General features: G+C 43.3%; 1 protein-coding gene and 1 pseudogene. Both read left to right on the top strand.

Annotated elements, in window-relative coordinates; translation table 11 throughout:
- The first annotated feature begins 231 nt into the window (after positions 1-231).
- Positions 232-3,474, top strand: a complete 3,243-nt coding sequence (locus B3Z75_RS11085) for a SusC/RagA family TonB-linked outer membrane protein (RefSeq protein WP_294071568.1) — start codon at positions 232-234, stop codon at positions 3,472-3,474.
- A gap of 16 nt (positions 3,475-3,490) precedes the next feature.
- Positions 3,491-3,717: pseudogene (locus B3Z75_RS11090) on the top strand (RagB/SusD family nutrient uptake outer membrane protein); the annotation flags it as partial.

Raw genomic sequence — 3,717 nt, forward strand, 5'->3', positions numbered from 1 at the left:
TTTTTTTATGCTTAATGTTAAATATGATAATATTTATAATTATTTCATATTTAACCCCTATATTTGTGAAATAAATTCTTATAACACGCCATATTTATAATTTATATTTACATATTATGCCCAACATACTTATAATTATTACTCATTAAGACAAAATCTGACGACAAGTTCTATTTTTTTATTAATATATGAGAAAACAATTCATTATTCATTAATTTTCAACCAAACAAAATGAAAAGCGAGTATGTCATTTTTTTCAGAGGTCTATTCACGCTCATAATGAGCACATTGGCCTTGTCAATATCCGCACAGAATATTACTGTACGCGGCACGGTTACGGATAGTTATGGCGAAACGGTCATCGGAGCAACCATCGTTATCGAAGGAAATGCCACCAAAGGAACTGTTACCAATATTGATGGGCAGTACTCTTTAACCGATGTCCCCGAAAATGCATCTTTACAGATCAGTTATGTGGGAATGAACACCCAGATAATTCCTGTAAATGGTAGATCCACTATTAATATTGTCTTGACGGCGGACACAGAAATGCTGGAAGAGGTCGTTGTGACAGGTTATGGAGGAGTTCAAAAAGCCAAAACAATGACGGCGTCAGCAACAGTAGTGAATGTAAACCAACTGGCCAGACTTCCTGTCTCTTCAATTTCTGAGGGATTGGGCGGTCGCGTTACGGGTGTTGTCACGCAACAGAGTTCCGGAGCACCCGGTGAAAACGTAAAAATATGGATTCGTGGTGGCGAAAACATTCTATACGTGATTGACGATGTAGTAATGGAGACATCTCAGGGTAATGCATTTTTCAACCGCTTACGTCCTGACGATATCGCATCCATGTCAATTTTAAAAGACGCATCAGCGACTGCGGTGTATGGGCCACGAGCAGCTAACGGAGTTGTGGTGATTGCCACCAAACGCGGACAGGAAGGGGCTCCTGTTATTACTGTGAATCAAAAAATTTCCATGATGACCCCTTCTTATCGCGCCAAAGGGTTGAGTGCCTATGAATATGCACAGGCACGTAACGAAGTGGAATTTGCCAGTTTTCAGGAAAACCCGACATTTAACAACACTGCGTTGTCAAAATACTATATGGGCGATTTATGGCAGAAGGGATATAACCGTGAGGATATCCGCAGTATGGTCAACGAAAAATACGGCATGACCTACACCATGGATGAAATCAACGATTTGTTTGATCCCAACAAGACCCAAGGCGGCAATATACAAGATTACTTTTCCACGTATGACCCATGGGATATGTTCAACCATACCCAGCCTATGTACCAGACCAATATAAGCCTCCGGGGAGGAAGCGAACGATTAACCTATTACTCCAGTTTGGGATATATGGATCAACAAGGTGTCAGCAAAAACTACAAGTATAATCAAGTAAACTTTGTACTGAATACAGATGCTTTTCTCTTGAATGACAAAAGTCTGAAGTTCACTTTCAATCTTAACGGCAACACAAGCAACCAGCAAAAGCCAGCCAGTGGCGAAAGTGTTTTCAACAATGCCATGTATGGTGACGGGATGCCCAAAAGACCACCTGTATGGAGTACCGGCCTTCCCAGAAAAGGCTCTGTAGATGCCCTTCTGAATACCGGATTCAATGATACGGAAGCCTATCGCTTTCAGATGAACAGTGCCCTGAAATGGTTCATTCCCTGGATAGAAGGATTATCGGCTTCAACTAGCGTGAACTTCACCACCACCTACAATACCAACCGGCAGTTCAATCACGATCAGGAAAATGTATACGACAATCCCTATGCTACCAATTTCTCCAGCTATAATCCCATTAATGCAAACATGTATCAATACTGGTACAGATATAAACTGCTGACCGGTATCTTCCAGTTGGATTATGCGCGTTCTTTTGACAAACATAATTTATCGGCCATGGTAAACTATCAGAGTCAGACACGTCATGAAAACTGGACTTCAGCAAAGAAAAGGGGGTACCCTACCACCCTAGCCCCACAGATTGATTTAGGAGCTGAAATGGTTGAAAATAAAGGAAATGCCACGGAATGGGGATCAGCATCATACATAGGACGCCTCACCTACGATTATGACAACAAATATCTGTTCCAATACAGTGCTAACTACAACGGGTCATTGAGCTACAGCCCGGAAAAACGCTGGGGTTATTTCCACGCTTTCTCGTTAGGGTGGGTTGCCACACAAGAGACCTGGTTTAAAAATCTGATCAATCCGAATATTGTAAACATGTTGAAGTTACGCGGTGGAATAGGATTGGTAGGAAATGAAGTAGGAAAGCCGTTCTCTTTCCTGACACAATATACACAAAATAATAACCGCGTATTATTTGGCACCAACATGAATCCCAATGTGGGATGGTACGTAAATACCATCGCCAACGACCTTCGCTGGTCAAGCAGCACACAATACGGTGTTGGGTTGGACTATGGCTTGTTTAGAGATCGACTGACCGGCGCTGTCGATGCATTCCTCTATATGAATAAGGGAGATGTAATGAACATGACAGATGATATGGTTCGTTCTGACATTTTGGGTATGCCTAACATCCCTCAAATTAATGCACCTTATGCGACTTCACGCAAGGGAGGATTCGAAGTTTCCGTCAACTGGCAAGACAAAATTGAGAAAGTAGGGTACCGTCTCGGACTGAACTACTCATACTGGGATGAACGCCAAAGCCGCCACACAGACAAAAGCTCCGACTGGTGGTCACCTACTTTCGACAACATTGGAAAGCGCTGGATGCATCCGGTATATCCTCTCGGGCTTGCTACGGACGGAAAGTACGGAGACTGGAACAATATGTATAACTCCATGCTCCATGCTTCCCGTAATATGACTTTAGGAACCGTAGCGCTTGTCGACCTGAACGGAGACGGCAGGGTTAATGACTATTATACACTGAACAGACCCGGCACCACTCCCCTGACCCAGTTTGGGGTAACGCTGGGTGCAGACTGGAACGGATTTGATTTTGAAGTTTTCTTCCAGGGTGCGACCAACGTATCGGGTGCAATGCCTTCGCCTCTCCGTAGCCAGCAAAGCTACATGTGGAACTACGGACAGTATGCTTTCCAAAATGCTTATACACCAAGCCATCCGGATGTAAACGCTGCATTGCCTATCCCGGTTCCTGAAGGAAATGGCTGGGGATACAGCTATATAGATATCTGGGCTTTTGACGCTTCTTACCTGAAGCTGAAAAACATCAGCTTACGCTACGATATGAAAAGAAACATCTTGAAAAATGTTTCGTATATTCAGGGATTGGACTTAAGTTTTGTGGTAACCAACGCTTTCGTGTGGACGAAGAAGTCATACCCGCTCAAAGGTTTGCAAGACCCCGAATTTATTACATCAGGAGCTTCCATCTATAACAATAACGGAACGTTGGGAAGTTACCCTACACAGCGCTCTTACACTTTAGGGGTTACAGTAACATTATAAAAAATCTTAGTTAATTATGAAACGCAACACATACAAATATATAACGGTTGGTTTATTCCTTGCATGCTTGTCGGTAATTACCTCAGCTTGCGATCCCTTGGGGATCGAACCCACAACACAGATCGATGAAAAACGCTTCTGGTTGAATCCGCAATTGGCACGTTCGTATGTAAATGATTTCTACTTCTGGGCACCTGCCGGGGCGGGCGACACATTCCAATCGGAGCAATGGTCGGATAACTG

Origin of the sequence: Proteiniphilum sp. UBA1028 (assembly GCF_002316955.1) — a bacterium.
Lineage (GTDB): Bacteria > Bacteroidota > Bacteroidia > Bacteroidales > Dysgonomonadaceae > Proteiniphilum.

Bases quoted from the DNA above. Each gene is read 5' to 3' on its own strand.
- B3Z75_RS11085 (WP_294071568.1), top strand. From the start codon at position 232: ATGAAAAGCGAGTATGTCATTTTTTTCAGAGGTCTATTCACGCTCATA.